This window comes from Flavobacterium piscis (assembly GCF_031457575.1).
GTDB classification, from domain to species: Bacteria; Bacteroidota; Bacteroidia; order Flavobacteriales; family Flavobacteriaceae; genus Flavobacterium; species Flavobacterium piscis_A.
The window spans coordinates 1-18,445 of the sequence record NZ_JAVDWQ010000016.1 but is presented as its reverse complement, the minus strand read 5'-3'; the positions used below and the strand labels follow the sequence as shown (position 1 = coordinate 18,445).

General features: G+C 33.4%; 7 protein-coding genes and 1 CRISPR repeat array. All 7 genes read left to right on the top strand.

All coding sequences use genetic code 11. The features are described from left to right. The first annotated feature begins 150 nt into the window (after positions 1-150). The 7 genes from J2W48_RS18465 (at position 151) to cas9 (ending at position 14,363) form a co-directional block, all read left to right on the top strand. Positions 151-3,246, top strand: a complete 3,096-nt coding sequence (locus J2W48_RS18465; RefSeq protein WP_310283210.1) for a SusC/RagA family TonB-linked outer membrane protein — start codon at positions 151-153, stop codon at positions 3,244-3,246. A gap of 17 nt (positions 3,247-3,263) precedes the next feature. Further along, positions 3,264-4,853 carry a SusD/RagB family nutrient-binding outer membrane lipoprotein gene (locus J2W48_RS18460; RefSeq protein WP_310283209.1) on the top strand — a complete coding sequence of 530 codons (1,590 nt, stop codon included), beginning with the start codon at positions 3,264-3,266 and terminating at the stop codon, positions 4,851-4,853. A 193-nt stretch (positions 4,854-5,046) separates the two neighbouring features. After that, the gene (locus J2W48_RS18455; RefSeq protein WP_310283207.1) at positions 5,047-6,372 is read left to right on the top strand and encodes a sugar MFS transporter; all 1,326 of its coding nucleotides are present in this window, start codon (positions 5,047-5,049) and stop codon (positions 6,370-6,372) included. Between the two features lie 366 nt (positions 6,373-6,738). Beyond that, positions 6,739-7,779: a sialidase family protein gene (locus tag J2W48_RS18450; protein WP_310283206.1), complete on the top strand. Its 1,041-nt coding sequence runs from the start codon at positions 6,739-6,741 to the stop codon at positions 7,777-7,779. Positions 7,780-7,852: 73 nt separating this feature from the next. Beyond that, positions 7,853-8,185, top strand: a complete 333-nt coding sequence (locus tag J2W48_RS18445) for an L-rhamnose mutarotase (RefSeq protein ID WP_310283345.1) — start codon at positions 7,853-7,855, stop codon at positions 8,183-8,185. A 113-nt stretch (positions 8,186-8,298) separates the two neighbouring features. Next, positions 8,299-9,279 (top strand): M20/M25/M40 family metallo-hydrolase, encoded by a 981-nt coding sequence (locus tag J2W48_RS18440; RefSeq protein WP_310283205.1) that lies wholly within the window; start codon positions 8,299-8,301, stop codon positions 9,277-9,279. A 233-nt stretch (positions 9,280-9,512) separates the two neighbouring features. Continuing rightward, positions 9,513-14,363 carry a type II CRISPR RNA-guided endonuclease Cas9 gene (gene cas9 / locus J2W48_RS18435; protein ID WP_310283203.1) on the top strand — a complete coding sequence of 1,617 codons (4,851 nt, stop codon included), beginning with the start codon at positions 9,513-9,515 and terminating at the stop codon, positions 14,361-14,363. A 91-nt stretch (positions 14,364-14,454) separates the two neighbouring features. Continuing rightward, a CRISPR array of direct repeats spans positions 14,455-18,051; the repeat unit is 36 nt; unit sequence GTTGTGGTTTGATTAAAGATTAGAAAACACGATATT. Between the last annotated feature and the right edge of the window lie 394 nt (positions 18,052-18,445).

The following is an 18,445-nucleotide window of genomic DNA, read 5'->3' as shown; positions in this document are numbered from 1 at the left end:
GAAAAAGTAAGGATTTTAATAGAAAAATAAAGGCTTTTAAACAAAAAAATGCCCAACACCTTTTCAAAGATGTCATTTGTCGAAATAATGATTTAGTTAACAAAACGAATTCTTAAATTTAACATGATATTAACTCAAAAAACAACCTATATGACTAAAGACGTACTAAAATTATTGTTGGTGGTTTGCTTGTTCGGATTTCAAAACCTTCAGGCACAAACAACAGTAATAAAAGGAATGATAACAGATGCTTCAAGTGGAATTCCGATTCCGGGAGCCAATATTATCGTTAAAGGAACAAAAACTAGCGCATCATCAGATTTTGATGGTAAATACAGTATTACGGTTCCTAATCAATCAGCAGTTTTAATTTTCTCTTATGTTGGGTCTGCTTCTAAAGAAGTGGCCGTTTCAGGACAAACTACTATTGATGTAACTTTAGGTGCAGACACACACCTGTTAGGCGAAGTTGTAGTTACAGCCCTTGGTATTAAAAGAGAGAAAAAAGCAGTTACCTATTCTGCTCAAAACATTGATGTAGCAGAGGTTTCACAGGCAAGGTCTCTGAACGTTGCTAACTCACTTTCAGGTAAAGTTGCGGGTCTTAATTACTCTACAACTTCAAATGGTGTGGGAAGTTCTTCCAGAATTACATTAAGGGGAAACAGATCTCTTAATGGTAATAACCAGCCTCTATATGTAGTTGACGGTGTGCCAATCAGTAACGGAACCTCAACAGGTAATCCTGATATAGATACAGGAGGAACTACACAGCCTGATGGTATCTCAAACATTAACCCTGAAGATATTGCTTCGATGACTGTTCTTAAAGGGCCATCTGCAGCAGCACTTTACGGAAACAGAGCGAGTAATGGTGTTATTATTATTACTACTAAATCTGGAAAAGCAGGTAAGACTTCGGTTTCGTTGTCGTCTAATTTTATGGCTTCTACAGCTTATAATTTGACAAATTTCCAGAACGAATACGGTCAGGGAGACCAGGGAGTTTACAATCCTATTTCAGTGTCAAGCTGGGGAGGAAGATTAGACGGAAGTCAGGTTTCAGCCTGGCAGCTGGCTCGTAATCCTAATTATGCAGGTCCTGCGACTACAAGCTATACACCGCAGCCCAATAATGTTATTGACTTTTATAAAACAGGGTATAACTTAGCAAATACCTTATCTGTTACGACAGGAAATGAAAAAGCACAAGGGTATTTCTCTTACACAAACACTCGTGCAGATGGTATTGTTCAGGGGAACTCTTTAGACAGACATAATCTTAACTTAAGATTGACCAGTAAATTATCTGATAAGTTTTCTTTGGATGTAAAAACAAACTACATCGTTCAGAACATAAATAATTTATTAAGAACTGGTGAAGAGTCTATTGGTACTTCAGCTTACTTATTGCCTCGTAGTATCAAATTTAATGAATACAGAGATTTTGAATATACAGATGCTGCAGGGCAGTTGCAACAAAATTATTTTATAGACGAAACAGGTTCTCCGGGAGGAAACCCATACTGGTCTGCATTACGTGATGATTCAAGAGATGACAGAAGAAACAGATTTATTGGTCTTGCCTCTCTTAAATATGATATTACAAATACAGTAAGTGTACAGGTAAGAACTGGTTTAGATCAAATGACAAATAAAGCTGTTAGAAACAGGTATGCAACCAGAGCATTTAATAATAATTTAGGTTCATATAGTGAGTCTTATGAAACAGTAAGTGAATTTAATACCGATGCATTACTTTCTTATAAAGAGAAATTTGGTGATTTTACAATTGGTCTTAATGCTGGTGCCAACATGTTGAAACAATCAAGTTCCGGATTAACATCGGGAGGAGTTTTAAGTAAAAGAAACTATTTTTCTTTAATAAATGTAGCAACAGTTCAGTCTACATCAACAATGTCAGAAAAGCAAGTTAATTCTGTTTACGGATTTTCTCAAATTGGATTCAAAAATTATTTATTCCTGGATGTAACAGCAAGAAATGACTGGTCATCAGCTTTACCAGCACACAACAGATCATTCTTTTATCCTTCAGCAGGTCTTTCAGCTGTAATCTCAGATATGGTTACTTTGCCGGAAGTTATTAGCTTTGCTAAAGTAAGAGGATCTTATGCAAAAGTGGGTAATGATACAGATCCTTACCAGACTAGTTCTCAATTATCTTATATTGGTGGTAATGGTGGTATGTTATATTCTCAAACTACAGCTGCAAATCCTAACCTTAAACCGGAAATGTCCAGTTCTACAGAATTTGGAGCAGATATTAGATTTTTGAAAAATCGTTTAGGATTAGATTTTACTTATTTCCAAACAAAAACATCAGATCAGATTTTCTACATAAATACGCCTGAATCTTCTTCTAAGTCAAGAGCGGTATTAAACGGAGGTGATATCGAAAATAAAGGTATCGAGCTTACGCTTACTGCAACTCCTGTTCAGACAGAAAATTTCTCATGGGATATTATGGCAAATTATGCTACTTATAAATCTGAAATTACTTCTATTTATGATAACAGGGATGAATTGGTTATTGGAGAAGGAAGATTGGTTAGAAGTAAAGTTATTAAAGGAGGAGAATACGGAGATTTATACATCAAAGGATTTCAAAGATCGCCTGATGGTCAAATTATTGTAAACGCTGCCGGTATACCGTTAGCAACTGATGATTTTAGTGTTCGTGCAGGTAATTTTAACCCGGATTGGACTGCAGGATTTAAAAATAATTTCACCTATAAAGATTTTTCACTAAGTTTCCTTGTTGATTTTAGAATTGGAGGAGAAGTTATCTCTTATACACAAGCAAGACAAGCTGGTTTAGGTGTAAATGATATAACTTTGGCAGGAAGAGAAGGCGGTATTGTTGTTGATGGTGTTGTTGCCAGCGGAGGAACTTTTGTTCCAAACACTACAAGTATTACAGCAGAACAGTACTGGACAGCAATTGGACAAAGAACCCCGGTAGCAGAACCTTTTATTTATGATGCTACAAACATCAGATTAAGAGAACTTGTTTTTGGATATTCTTTACCAAAACGTTTCCTTCAAAATTCTGGTTTTGCAAGTATGGACTTTTCATTAGTGGGAAGAAATTTATTCTTCTTCTTAAACGAAGCAAAATACTTTGATCCGGAAGTAGGGGCAGGTACAGGAAACTTACAAGGTATTGAGTCTTTCAATATTCCTTCGACAAGAGAATATGGTGTAAATGTTAGGTTTGGATTTTAATTTAAAAAAGTAATAATATGAAAAATAAACATAAAATTAAAACAATAGGAGTTGTCATGTCGATGCTCGCTGTTTTTTCAAGCTGTACGCAAGATTTTGATGATATAAACACCAATAAAAACACGTTAACCGAAGATCAGTTAGATCAGACTCTTGCGGGTCCTTCATTTGCCTCAGCATTATATGCCGGAATACACCATGGTTCTTATTCTTCTCCCGGAGTTGATGATCAGGGAACCTGGGGTATTGCAACAGGGATATTGCCATCAACGTTTACACATTATCTAAGTTGTGGTTATGGTACAGAAAGAAATGCTTTTGTAAATGGTTATGAAGGACGTGGCTGGTTGAGATTTTACACAGTTGCTGTACCGGCTTTAAACAATGCGATTAAAGCATCTGAAGGAAATGCTGATGCTCTTGCAGTATTAAAAATCTGGAAAGTATTCATGTACAATCAAATGACAGATGCTTATGGTCCAATTCCTTATACAGAAGCTGGAAATAATAAAGAAAAAGTGCCTTATGACAGTGTAGAATCTATCTATGAAGACTTTTTTAAATTGTTAGACGAAGCAAATGCTACTCTTACTTCTACTACTGCAACGACAGTAGGTACACTTCAGCCTAATGACAGAGTATATTCAGGTGATGTACAAAGCTGGAGAAGATTTGGAAACAGTCTTAGATTACGTTTAGCATTAAGAATTTCTGATATAGAACCTGCAAAAGCAAAAACTCAGGCAGAGGCTGCAGTTGCCGCTGGTGTTATAGAAACTAATGAGCAAAGTGCAACTTTTAAAGTGAGTAATATTACACCAAACAACCTGAATATGATTGTAAATTCATGGGGGTATTACATGACAGCTTCTATGGAAAGTCTTCTTGTAGGGTATGATGATCCCAGATTGGCAAAATGGTTCGCACCTATTGATACAGGTGTTTATCAAGGCCGCCCGGTTGGAGGTTTGCAAGGTCAGTTTGGAACTACTAAATTCTCTATGTTTAATGATTTAATATTAGGGAATGGCCCTAATGGAAATATTAGCGAGACTAAAAACATCGAAGTCTTCATGGCTTCTGAAAATTATTTAAGCAGAGCTGAAGGTGCTTTGAATGGATGGAGTATGGGTGGTACAGCTAAAAACTTGTACGAGCAGGGTATTACATTATCATTAAGACAATGGGGGATAACTGATGCTTCTGTTATTGCAGATTATATCGCAGGAACATCTACACCATCTGTACCAAATATTGCAACTGCTTACCCAACTTTAGGTTTACAGACAGTTCCCGTAACCCTTCCTGTGGCATGGGATGCTTCTGAAGCAAACCAACGTACGCAAATTGCCGTTCAGAAATATTTAGCAATATTCCCTGAATCCTGGGAAGCATGGGCAGATTTACGCAGAAGTGATGCCAAAGTTATTTACCCGATACTTAATACTGACAATGTGGAAGCCGGAGTTGGAAAAAGCCTGATGAAACGTGTAATCTTTGTTACCAATGAATATTCAGCGAACAGAGATGCTGTTACAGATGCGATTTCAAAACTTGGAGGCCCTGACTCTGGAGGAACCAGACTTTGGTGGGATACAAAAGAATAAAAGTAAAGATAAAGAGGTTCGTTACTTTAAAGATAAAAGGAGAGGTAACTCTCCTTTTGTTTTATACGACTATTTGTAAAATAGCCGGACAAAACAGTAAAGAAGAAATTTAACAAGAATGGTTGTCTGAGTTTTTAATCCTTTATTATGATTGAAATAATAGGGTATGATAACCGAATACAAAAGAATAATTATGGCTAATAACGATACATTATCTCCTAATAAAAACACATTAATTCCCATCATAATTATAGCAGGCCTATTTTTTATTTTTGGATTTGTAACCTGGATAAACGGTGCTTTAATTCCGTTTATGAAAACCATAAATGAACTCACCTCTGCACAATCACTTTTAGTGGCATCAGCGTCTTATATTTCATTTGTAGTTATGGCATTGCCAGCATCTTATATCTTGTCAAAAATTGGATACAGAAAAGGAATGTCTTTAGGCTTATTTATAATGGGATTGGGAGCTTTGGTTTTTATACCGGCAGCCGGGGCAAGAACGTATTGGATGTTTTTGACCGGAATATTTATCCAGGGAGCAGGAATGACTTTACTGCAAACAGCATCAAACCCCTATATTACTATTCTCGGGCCTATTGATAGTGCAGCGAAACGAATTGCCATTATGGGAATTTCTAATAAAATAGCAGGAGCATTGGGTTCTCTTATTTTTGGCGCCATTTTATTATCAGGAATAGATGAAATTCAACAAAAATTAAGTGTTGCAGGTGCTGCAGAAAAAGCACAATTATTAAACACGATGGCAGATAGCGTAGTAACGCCCTATATCATAATGGCAATTGTTTTATTTGTACTGGGAATATTAATACGAAAAGCACCTTTACCTGATGTTGAAGCAGAACCAATTGAAGCACCAAAAGAAGGGGAGACAACCAAGACAAGTATTTTTCAATTTCCACATTTATGGTTAGGCGTAGTAACACTTTTTATGTACGTTGGTGTTGAGGTTATAGCCGGAGATACGATTATAGCATACGGAATCTCATTAGGTTTTCCTGCAGCTGATGCCAAATTTTTTACCACATTTACATTAATGGCTATGGTGGCTACTTATGGACTTGGTGTTTTTTTAATTCCAAAATATATTACTCAGGCTTTGGCTTTAAAAGCCAGTGCTGTTTTAGGAATCTTATTGTCCTTTTGTATTGTATTTTCTTCGGGATTTGCCTCTGTTCTGTTTGTGGCAGCATTGGGTATGGCCAATGCTTTGGTTTGGCCGGCTGTATGGCCTTTAACTTTAAAAGGCCTGGGTAAATTTACAAAAACAGCTTCGGCATTATTGATTATGGCTATTTCCGGAGGAGCAATAATACCTCCTTTATATGGTGAACTGGTCGATTCAAATAAAGCAGATTATATCGCCCAGGGAATGAATGAAGCCTTAGCGACTGCAACCGCATCAACAAAAGGATATTGGATTTTACTGCCTTGTTATCTCGTAATTTTATATTATGCCATTGCCGGGCACAAGCTGGGCTTAAGTAAAAAATAATCTTTAATGATTATCATTGAATGCAAAATCTGAGCACAGTGTTGAGTTTTCATATTGTTCAGATTTTGTATTTATAACCAGATTGATTGTAATACAAAATTGATGTCAGGCTGAGCCCTTCGACAAAAACTCAGGACAAACGTAGTCAAAGCCCTTTCCAAGTCAAAAATTTTCAACTAAGTTTATCCTGAATGAAGCCCAATGGACTCAGGATGGCATTGATTTCTAAATGAATAAAGATATTTTACTCAAAACAGATATTTTGGAATCTGTTTTTTATATCAATTAAGATTTATTTTTATATCAATTAAGATATAATAAACAGGTTTTTATAATTAACATTTACAATACACAATGATTTTAAAATTGAAATATCCGATACTGCTATTAGTTTTAGCTGCCATTTCTTGTACTTCGTTAAAGAAGGCCCCAAAGGCTGTTAATATCACGGCTACTTTCATATCAGATCCGCCAATAACAGATAACAGTCATGCAGCAACATTAGTCGAGCTGAAACCAGGCCAACTGATGGCGGCATGGTTTGGCGGCAAACATGAAGGGGCAAAAGATGTAGGGATTTATTATTCTGTTTATAAAGAAAAAAAATGGTCAGTACCTTTAAATCTTGTTACGCCTTTAATATTACAAAAGGATACTTTGCCTTGCTGGAATCCGGTGCTTTTTAAGGGCAAAAGCGAAAATTTATATTTATTCTATAAAGTCGGCAAAAACCCAAGGGAATGGTTTGGTGCCATGATTATTTCAAAAGATAACGGAAATACATGGAGCAAGCCCAAATACCTTCCGGATGGTATTCTTGGCCCAATCAAAAACAAGCCTATAGAAACAGCACCAGGCGTTATTTTATGCGGAAGCAGTACAGAAAGTGTTGATGACAATAAATGGAGGGTTCACGTAGAAAAGTATACTGAGACCACTGATACATGGGAAAAGATTACTATTGATGATAAAAAAGAATTTGATATTATCCAGCCTGCGTTTCTTGTTCATTCCCCAAATGAGATTCAGATGCTGTCCAGAAGCAAACACAATAAAATAATTTCAAGCTGGTCTGAAGACAATGGAGATACCTGGAAAAAAACGGATAGTATCCATGTTGTAAATTCTAATTCAGGAATTGATGCTGTTACTTTAGCCAAAGGATCGTTCTTATTGGTAAATAACCCGTTGAAACAAGGAAAAGATTGGTTTAATGGCCGAAATGTATTAGATGTAGAATATTCAAAAGATGGAGTAAAATGGCAAAAGCTATTTGATCTCGAAAATCAGGCAGAAGGAGAATTCAGTTATCCCGCAATTATTCAAACCACTGATGGTAAAATTCATATTTTGTACACTTTTAACAGAAAATATATTAAGCATACAGCTTTTGAAGTGGTGAAATAAGTTAGTTTTGAAATAATTCCAACCTTGTTTGTCCAACTTATTAATGTAAAACATTTAAACAGAAAATAAAATGATGCAGAAACACTGTCTTACTTTAGATTTAAAAGACGACCCTAATTTAATTGATGAATATATAAGGTTTCATGAGAACGTTTGGCCTGAAATAACACAAAGCATTAAAGAGGCAGGAATTATTAATCTTGAAATCTATAATGTTGGAGACCGTTTGTTTATGATTATAGAAGCAGATTCTGATTTTTCTTTTGAAAAGAAGTCAAAATTAGATGAGCAAAATCCAAAAGTTCAGGAATGGGAAACGTTGATGTGGAAATTTCAAAAAGCCTTACCGGGAGCAAAACCGGGAGAGAAATGGATATTGATGGATAAAATTTTTGAACTGAAATAAAAAAATATCTCTTACATTCAGTAGAATAACAATCGAACCAAATTTTCTATAAGTTTAAAACAGAAAACGTAAGCTTTGCAATTGTTGTGTTCAATATATACTCCTATTTAGATATGAAATCTTTTCAAAACTTAAAATTTAAAGTCTTTTTCGTTAGTGCGGTATTTTTTACTATCACTATTCATGCTCAGAATGGAATTAATGCCAAAACATTTTACAAACACGATAAATATCTTTCTTCTGATAAGTTGGAAGGACGTTTTCCCGGTACAAAAGGCAATAATGAGGCAGCATCTTACATTAAAAAGCATTTTAAAAAATATGGTCTGAAGGAATTCAACAGAAACTATTATCAATCTTTTAAGCTATTTGTAAAAGCAGGAATAAATAAAGTGAAGTCGGATAGTGTTACAACACAAAATGTTGTGGGATATCTGGAAGGATCAGATGAAAAACTTAAAAATGAGTTTATAGTAATAGGAGCCCATTATGATCATTGGGGGTGGGGAGGAGAAGGTTCAGGCAGTAAAAAAAAGGAAGCAATGGCAATTCATAACGGAGCAGATGACAATGCCTCCGGAGTTTCGGCCTTGCTGTGTATACTGCAGGAATTATCAAAAGCTGCTGTGAAACCCAAAAGAAGTATCATTTTTATTTCTTTTAGTGGAGAAGAGGAAGGGCTGTTAGGCTCTAAATATTTTGTTTCAAATTTGCCGGTTGAAAAAGACGCTGTAAAAGTAATGTTGAATATGGATATGGTGGGAAGACTAAATGAGGAGAAGCAGATTTATATGGGAGGCGCAGGAACTTTTCCAAATGGAGTAGAATTGATGAAGAAATTAGGTGAAACAAGTGCCCTTAATCCTGTTATTCACGCCGGTGAGGTTGGAGGATCTGATCATGTTTCATTTTATAAGGCGTCTATATCGGCTGTGGGATTCCATACAGGAGGCCACCCGCAATATCATACACCCGAAGATGATATTGATTTAATAAATATCCAGGGAGGCGCTTTGGTCTCTCAATATATTTATAATGTTTTGGTAGCAATTGCAAATGATCTGCAACCATTATATTTTATTAATCAGGATTAGGGAATTGTAGCAGAAAAAATACAAGACTGGATTTCTCTAAATAAAAAAGTCCCACCGAAGCAGGACTAAAGGTCTTCACCTACGGCATATAGCCTTATTGTGATAAGATTAAAGATTAGAAATTTTAATCAGTCACAAATATATAGAAAAAATAAATTGTTTTGAATAAGGAAAACCATAATTGAATTAATTTTTTTTGTGGTAGATTTCGTGCGCATTAAATTTTAAATATTATGGCAAAGATTTTAGGATTAGATTTAGGTACAAACTCTATTGGATGGGCGATTGTGGATGATGAAAAAAAAGAAATTGTTGATTCGGGAGTTAGGATATTTCCTGAAGGTGTAGTTGCAAAAACAATTGGTCAAGGAGATAGAGAAGAAAGTAAGAATGCAAAAAGAAGAAATAGCAGGCAACTAAGAAAGCAATTTTACAGAAAGAGATTAAGAAAAATAAAGCTACTAAGGACTTTATTATATTTTGATATGTGTCCATTGACAAATGAAGAACTTGATGTTTGGAGTAAATGGGACAAACAAAAGAAAAAAGAGGGTAGAATGGCTCCCGAAATTTATTTGCCTCAAAATCATCCTTACCATTTATGGTTAAAGCAAAATCCTTATGAATTAAGAGATAAAGCATTACAAAAAGATTTGACTCTTTTTGAGTTTGGAAGAGTTTTGTACCATTTAATTCAACGAAGAGGTTTTTTAAGTAATCGTAAGGGAAAAGATGATGGTGCAATCTATAAAGGAAAAGAAAATATTATAGGAATTTCGCAAACTCAGAAAGAACTTGAAAATTCAACACTTGGCAAATATCTATTTGAGATTCTTCCTAAAGAAGGGGAGCCTTATAAATTAATTACTGATGAAGAAGGAAACGAGTTAAGAGTTAGAGCACGTTATACCTTAAGAAATATGTATGTTGCAGAATTTGAAGCCATTTGGAATAGACAAGAAAGCCATTTAGGGCTGGATAAGAAAAATGTATTCAAGAATAAAAATATATTTCTTAATGGTGATATTGAAAAAAATAATAGAAATAAAAGAAAGCTAGAATATCTTACAAAGTCAAAGGGAATTGAGAATGTTACCATTAATTTATTAGAGAATAATACAGAAAATATTTCAAGTAAAAAATATCTAATAAAAGTAGCTTCTGAAATTTCTCTTAAAGAGTTTTTAGCGGGTATTATTGAAAAGGATGAGGACGGAAATTTAAAATTTAAAAGTCAAGATAGTGTTTTGTTTTGGCAACGTCCTTTAAAATCGCAAAAAAGCTTGTTGTCAAAATGTCGTTTTGAACCAGACTTGAAAGACGACAATGGTAAATATTTACAAAAAGGGAAAACACCTTGCCATTTATCACATCCATTATATGAGGAATTTAGAGCCTACCAATTCATTAATAATATTGAATACGGAAAGAAACAAAGATTGGAAGAGAGTCAGCGACTTCAGGTTTTGGATTTAATAAATTCAAAAGAGAGCAATTTTAATTTTTCTGAAATAAAGAAGAAACTGAAACTAGAATATGAAAAGTTCAATTATTCTGATGATCAAAAGGTTCCGGGTAATTATAGTATTAAAAGTTTAAATTCAATTTTTCCAGAATCAGTTTTAGGAAAGGAGTATGTTAATTTTGTCAATAAAAAAGAAGTTATTGAATATGGATTTGAAAAAATTTGGCATTGCTTTCACTATTTTGAAGATAATGATTTACTAATAAAGAAACTTTGTGTTGATTTTGCTTTAGAAGAAAAAAATGTTGATAAAGTTTCTAAAATTAATTTAAAAGAAGGGTATTCCAATGTATCATTAAAAGCTATAAAAAATATTTTGCCCTACTTAAAACAAGGTAAAAGGTTTAGCGATGCTGTAATCCTTGGAGGTGTAAGGAATGCTTTTGGTCATAAATGGGAAATTTATAAAAATGATCACCAGGAATTAGAAAAAGATATAATTTCAATATTGAAGGATAAAAACAATAAAGAAGGAGATGCAATTGAAAAAATAAAAGAGTATTTGATTGAAAACAAATATGGTTTTATTAAAAATGATAAAAGATTTAAAAATCTTTATCATCATAGCCAAGAAATTGAAAAGGTTGAAAAAAGAGATAGGATTGGAGAAATTGAAAATTTAAGAAATCCAATAGTTCAGCAAGGTGTTAATGAAGTAAAAAGGCTAGTTAATGAGATGTTAAGAACATACGGAACGTTTGACCAAATAAGAGTTGAGCTTGGTAGGGATTTAAAAAACAATAAAACCAAAAGACAAGAATTAGGTTATAAAATTGCAGAAAACACTAAAAAAAATGATGAAGCCCGACAATTACTTACAGAGTTTGGATTGAAACATAGTCGTGAAAATGTTCAAAAAGTCTTGTTGTACAAAGAAATGCAAGAACGTGGTACAATAGCTGTCTGTCCTTATACTAATAAAACAATCAATATTTCAGATGTTTTAGGAAGAGAAAATAAAATTCAAATCGAGCATATTATTCCAAGAAGTATTTCTCTTGATGACAGTTTTGCAAACAAAACACTTTGCGATGCCAAATTTAATGGATTGAAAGGAGAAAGAACACCGTATGATTTTTATCAATTAAATAAGGACTTCAATTTGTGGGGTGGTGCTAAAACATGGGAAGAAATTGAGCATCGTGTGTTTAAATTACTGCCTTACCCAAAAGCAAAGAAATTTACCTCTAAAACAAAATTTGAAAAGAGTGATTTTATTGAAAGGCAATTAAATGACACAAGGTACATCAGTAAAAAAACAAATGAAATACTTTCACAAGTTTGTGATGATGTTCGTGTAATGCCAGGAGGGCTAACAGCTGAGCTGAGAAAACTTTGGGGATTGAATAATATTTTACAACCCACATTTACGGTTGATATTCCAGATTTGCACATTGCTGAAAATAAACATATACCTCATTATGTTGTTCTGAATGCAGATAATAAGCCAGTGGTTTCCCAGAGGATTTACAACTCAAAACCAGAATTAGAAAATAATGAAACTACATTATTCGGAAATGTTGATAAAGGAATTTTCAAATCCAGTGTCAAATATGTCAATTTTCAGATGGAAACTCCAGAGCTCACAAATGGCGAATATTGGGCAAAGTTAAAAATATCAGAACCCAAAGATGTTGTTAGAGTCTTTAGAGATAAACCAGAAGCATCTGAAGACGAAATTGTATTAAGAGGCAAAGTTGAAAAAGAAAAGTTTAAAAATGAAGGCTTGGGTTTAATAAATGCTTCGGGAAAAGATAATGGTACTTATTGGGCGAAATTCTCCATTTTGAAAAAGAAATTTGAAGCACCCAAAAAAGATGACCAACCTAAAAAGAATGGAAAACAATTATTGCTTTTTGGCGAAGTAAAAGAAGGTGTCTTCTCGTCCTATATTTATCAGTGTGAAACGACTGAATTAGACGGTAAATATTGGCTATTAATTGATGTTGATTTTGAAAAAGTTGATTTTGAAAGAGCAGTCAACGAAAAACCAACCGTCAAAGATTATCAAATAATAATTGAAGGAACTACAAACGATGATGGTATTTTTGTTTCAGAAATGGACAATCAGCATCAGTTTGAAATGAAGGCAGGAAAAGGAAGGTATTGGGTTTTGTTTGATATAATCTCTGAAGTTAAAGATTTTTATGATGTCAAGAATGAAGTTCCAAAATTAGAAGAAAGACAAACTTTGGTAGAAGGAACGGTTTGGGTTGATAAGTATACAGGTGAAATTAAGTTTGATCCAAAAAAGAATAGGGAAGATCATAGGCATCACGCAATTGACGCTTTAGTTATTGCTTTAACGAAAGAAAGATATTTTCAGGAATTGAGTAAATACAACGCTTCTGTCGAAAATAAAAAGAGAGGTAATGAATACGAAAAAGAACAATTGGATTTTCCAGAGCCTTGGAATGGATTTCATACTGATGCAACGAATGCAATTCAAAAAATATTGATTTCTCATAAGCAAAACAAAAATATACTTACAGAAGTTAGAAAAAAGATTGTTAAGGACGGAAAGAAGTATTTGAGTGTTGGCCAGGCTGTTCGAGGGGAGTTGCATGAGAAAACCTTTTATGGCAAAAATGCCTTATGTTTAAATAAAGAAATAATTCAAAGAGTACCAATTTCAAAATTAAAGTATGCCCCTACAAAAGGACAAGCATCTTATATAACAGATATTGTTGATGAATCTATTCAAAAAATCATTATAAAAACAATAGTCGATAGGTTTAAATATATATTGATAAAATTAAATAGAATAGATTTTGAAGACGAGGAGTTTAAGAGCATAAATAAAAAGTATAATAAAACAAAAGTATTAGAAATCTTAAATAGTTTTTTAGAAATTGAAGAAAAAGAGTTAGTTTTAAAGAAAACTGTCAAGAAGTCAGAACAGAATTTAAAGCAAAAGGAAATTAATAAAATTAAAACATCAATTACAAAAGCAGTTGAAGAAATTTTACAAGAAGAATCCTTTTTCTTGCCAAATGAAGGAAAAAGATATTTAAGATTGAAGAAAAATTTAATAGATTTAGAAAGAAATCCGGTTCCAATAAAAAAAGTTAGAATAAAGAAAGTGCTTTCTAAAAGTGAAAGAGTAAACAATAAAATACAGCAATATGTAAACCCAGGAAATAATCATCATGTGATTATATATGCAAATGAGAATAATGAGATTAAAGAAGATATTACAACTTTTTGGGAGGTAGTTGAAAGGAAAAAAACAGATGGTGAAATTTATAGATTACCGATGCCTATTGAGGGGGAGTCTTTGCCTAAATCTATAATTAATAACTTTCAAGAAAATGATATGTTTATAATGGGATTGAATGATGAGTTATTTAGAGATAATATCGATAATCATTCATTTCTCAGTAAGTATCTTTATAGAGTTCAAAAAATTTCTAAACTAAATTATTCTTTTAGACACCATCTAGCATCCACTGTAAATAATGTCAGTGAAGAAATTCATATTCAAAGTATTGGAAATTGGATAAATTATAATCCTATAAAAGTAAAAGTTTCAGCTAGTGGTAAAATTGAAAAAGAATAAAAATTTTAAAACGTTCATTGACATAAAACATAATCTTAAACATCTCAAACCACAACGGAAAATCTTCCGATTTTCTGACAACGGCTTTTCCGTTGTGGTTTGATTAAAGATTAGAAAACACGATATTAATAAAAAAATGGAGATACTACCAAGTGGTGTTGTGGTTTGATTAAAGATTAGAAAACACGATATTACAAGCACCGGCAGACTACAATGTAGGTATGTTGTGGTTTGATTAAAGATTAGAAAACACGATATTATTCGCGCTGTCAAACATAGATACAATGAGGTTGTGGTTTGATTAAAGATTAGAAAACACGATATTATGAATGCAAGAAAAAAAAACAAGCAACTAGTTGTGGTTTGATTAAAGATTAGAAAACACGATATTTACAAAACAATCAATAACGAAATAACAATAGTTGTGGTTTGATTAAAGATTAGAAAACACGATATTCTTACAAATGAACAAATTAGAGATCGGAAGGTTGTGGTTTGATTAAAGATTAGAAAACACGATATTTTTTTATTCCATGTTCATCTCTATCGCTACGTTGTGGTTTGATTAAAGATTAGAAAACACGATATTTAGTAATGAAGAAATGAAAAAACTAGATAAGTTGTGGTTTGATTAAAGATTAGAAAACACGATATTTAACGAAAAATCTCCAAAAAATGGCCATGCGTTGTGGTTTGATTAAAGATTAGAAAACACGATATTAATCTTTTGAGCCACGCTTCGGCCATGTCTGTTGTGGTTTGATTAAAGATTAGAAAACACGATATTGATCCGAGCCAGGAAGCTTTGACTGCTTACGTTGTGGTTTGATTAAAGATTAGAAAACACGATATTAAAGGCGTTTGTCGCGCCTATGTTAAAGTCGTTGTGGTTTGATTAAAGATTAGAAAACACGATATTATGAGTTTTTTATGCCCATTGCCATACCTCGTTGTGGTTTGATTAAAGATTAGAAAACACGATATTTGTGGATCAGAAAAATAGAAGAAGAAGTAAGTTGTGGTTTGATTAAAGATTAGAAAACACGATATTGCAATCGAGAAGAAGGCCGGTCCTCTTAGGTTGTGGTTTGATTAAAGATTAGAAAACACGATATTTTCTTCAAACAGGAACGGCCAAATCAAAACGTTGTGGTTTGATTAAAGATTAGAAAACACGATATTCTAATGGAGGTATAACGGTATTTGCTAGAGGTTGTGGTTTGATTAAAGATTAGAAAACACGATATTAATGAGTCAGTACTTGTTTGGTCGCGTATCGTTGTGGTTTGATTAAAGATTAGAAAACACGATATTAGTAGGCATCCAGTTAATCGCTCTACAGGTGTTGTGGTTTGATTAAAGATTAGAAAACACGATATTGTATAGTAGTTTTTTCGTTTTCCATTTTACGTTGTGGTTTGATTAAAGATTAGAAAACACGATATTAATTATTTGTGCATAAGCTTTTATTCATTTGTTGTGGTTTGATTAAAGATTAGAAAACACGATATTAAAGAGCCAAATTCTATAGAGTTTTGTTGTGTTGTGGTTTGATTAAAGATTAGAAAACACGATATTTATTTCAATATAATAACCTAAAGGTTCATAGTTGTGGTTTGATTAAAGATTAGAAAACACGATATTACGATGGAACTCATAATTATGACGGATCCAGTTGTGGTTTGATTAAAGATTAGAAAACACGATATTAAAAAGCAAAAACCCGAAGCGCGTCAGCATGTTGTGGTTTGATTAAAGATTAGAAAACACGATATTGATCCGAGCCAGGAAGCTTTAACTGCATACGTTGTGGTTTGATTAAAGATTAGAAAACACGATATTGATAAACCCTACGAAGGTACCACTAAGTACGTTGTGGTTTGATTAAAGATTAGAAAACACGATATTTGGTATGATGAAAACGAAAGCAGATTTGGTGTTGTGGTTTGATTAAAGATTAGAAAACACGATATTACTTAAGTGATCTAAGTATTGCTGGTCCAAGTTGTGGTTTGATTAAAGATTAGAAAACACGATATTTGTAGGCATCCAATTGATCGCTCTACAGGTGTTGTGGTTTGATTAAAGATTAGAAAACACGATATTTTATGTAATAGGAATAGTTAGTCTAACGCCGTTGTGGTTTGATTAAAGATTAGAAAACACGATATTTAATGGGTCAATTAAAAAAATGGAAGAGTTGTTGTGGTTTGATTAAAGATTAGAAAACACGATATTAACAGCACAGGAGGCATGGGCACAGCAGGAGTTGTGGTTTGATTAAAGATTAGAAAACACGATATTTAGAAGGTACGAGGTAGGGTACAGCGGGGAGTTGTGGTTTGATTAAAGATTAGAAAACACGATATTGATAACTGACACATTGGCGTGGTGGGACACGTTGTGGTTTGATTAAAGATTAGAAAACACGATATTCAACGAAAAACAAACAAAAAGACAATGGGCGTTGTGGTTTGATTAAAGATTAGAAAACACGATATTTGTGGATCAGAAAAATAGAAGAAGAAGTAAGTTGTGGTTTGATTAAAGATTAGAAAACACGATATTTACAAAACAATTAATAACGAAATTACGACAGTTGTGGTTTGATTAAAGATTAGAAAACACGATATTTATCCAACTCGTTTGTTTACCCGCACTTTTGTTGTGGTTTGATTAAAGATTAGAAAACACGATATTAAAGAAAATCTTCGAACGATGGGTAGCTGTGTTGTGGTTTGATTAAAGATTAGAAAACACGATATTATTAAACCAGAAAATTCACATAGTATTAGTGTTGTGGTTTGATTAAAGATTAGAAAACACGATATTGAAGTTCATCGCATCCGGGCTTGTGTCTGCGTTGTGGTTTGATTAAAGATTAGAAAACACGATATTAAAGAAAATCTTCGAACGATGGGTGGCCGTGTTGTGGTTTGATTAAAGATTAGAAAACACGATATTTCTGACAATCTGTATCGCCCCAGGGTCACTGTTGTGGTTTGATTAAAGATTAGAAAACACGATATTAGACAAAGAAGTAGAATACAGATCTCTCGAGTTGTGGTTTGATTAAAGATTAGAAAACACGATATTCGTGCTTAGAAAAAAAAATACAAAAAAAGTGTTGTGGTTTGATTAAAGATTAGAAAACACGATATTATGACAGTAGTGAAAGAAGAAGACCCCGAAGTTGTGGTTTGATTAAAGATTAGAAAACACGATATTAGACGGGGGGAACACCCCCCCATCTATCCAGTTGTGGTTTGATTAAAGATTAGAAAACACGATATTACAAGTAGTGCTGGCTTGCTGCGGGCAAGGTTGTGGTTTGATTAAAGATTAGAAAACACGATATTTAATAACGAACGATCAAGTGTCGTCGTTAGGTTGTGGTTTGATTAAAGATTAGAAAACACGATATTGGAGTAGCTAAAACAAAATTAGCAGAGAAGTTGTGGTTTGATTAAAGATTAGAAAACACGATATTAGTGTTCGTGACACTCACTTTTAGTGACAAGTTGTGGTTTGATTAAAGATTAGAAAACACGATATTAGTACTACCGGTACTACCGGGAGACACTATGTTGTGGTTTGATTAAAGATTAGAAAACACGATATTGGTAAATAAAGCACCCGTAAGCTTTTACGAGTTGTGGTTTGATTAAAGATTAGAAAACACGATATTAGTTGGTCTGTTACCTTCTAATAACCAAAGGATTAAATCGAAATATCGTATAAAAAAATGCTTCTTTTCAGTTCGTGATAGGCTGATTTGGGGCATTTTTTTTGTTGTATGAAATTGAAAAGGTTTTTTTATATTCTTATTGTCCTGTTAGAAAATTTTGTGTCATGAAAATCAGAAAAAGAAATCGTATGATTTGATTTTTCAAGCAATAATATTTATTTTGTCACGATATGTGTTCAAATCGTGAATGTTGTTTTGGATACGTAGGGACAGGTCGCGACCTGTCCGTACAGGATTCGAATGAAAATCATCCCCAATGAAAATCATCCCCAATGAAAATCATCCCCAATGAAAATCATCCCCAATGAAAATCATCCCCAATGAAAATCATCCC

Coding starts and splice junctions, on each gene's coding strand:
- J2W48_RS18465 (WP_310283210.1), top strand. CDS start 151: ATGACTAAAGACGTACTAAAATTATTGTTGGTGGTTTGCTTGTTCGGA.
- J2W48_RS18460 (WP_310283209.1), top strand. CDS start 3,264: ATGAAAAATAAACATAAAATTAAAACAATAGGAGTTGTCATGTCGATG.
- J2W48_RS18455 (WP_310283207.1), top strand. CDS start 5,047: ATGGCTAATAACGATACATTATCTCCTAATAAAAACACATTAATTCCC.
- J2W48_RS18445 (WP_310283345.1), top strand. CDS start 7,853: ATGCAGAAACACTGTCTTACTTTAGATTTAAAAGACGACCCTAATTTA.
- J2W48_RS18440 (WP_310283205.1), top strand. CDS start 8,299: ATGAAATCTTTTCAAAACTTAAAATTTAAAGTCTTTTTCGTTAGTGCG.
- cas9 (WP_310283203.1), top strand. CDS start 9,513: ATGGCAAAGATTTTAGGATTAGATTTAGGTACAAACTCTATTGGATGG.